1 protein-coding gene is annotated in these 304 nt (G+C 65.8%); it reads left to right on the top strand.

Annotated elements, in window-relative coordinates; translation table 11 throughout:
* Positions 1 to 304: class II glutamine amidotransferase (locus tag IO30_RS0129205; protein ID WP_031147864.1), on the top strand; the 304-nt coding region annotated here is incomplete at both ends.

Here is a 304-nt window from a genome sequence, read left to right as displayed (position 1 = left end):
TTCGCTGATCGACCAGAGCCTGCACTCGAAGCTGGGTGTGGAGACGACGAACGGTGACGGTTTCGGTGTCGGCTGGTACACGGAGGAGGAGACCGACACCCCGGCGCTGCTGCGGGACGTGGGTCCGGCGTGGAACAACCGCAATCTGCGGGAGATGGCGGACCATGTGCGCTCGCCGTTGTTCTTCGCCCACATCCGTGCGTCGACGGGGACGGCGGTGCAGCAGTCGAACTGCCATCCCTTCCGGCACGGGCGCTGGATGTTCATGCACAACGGGGCCATCACCGGCTTCCACCTGATGCGC

It is taken from the genome of Streptomyces xanthophaeus (genome assembly GCF_000725805.1).
Lineage (GTDB): Bacteria > Actinomycetota > Actinomycetes > Streptomycetales > Streptomycetaceae > Streptomyces > Streptomyces xanthophaeus.
This window is presented reverse-complemented; position numbering and strand designations above follow the sequence as displayed.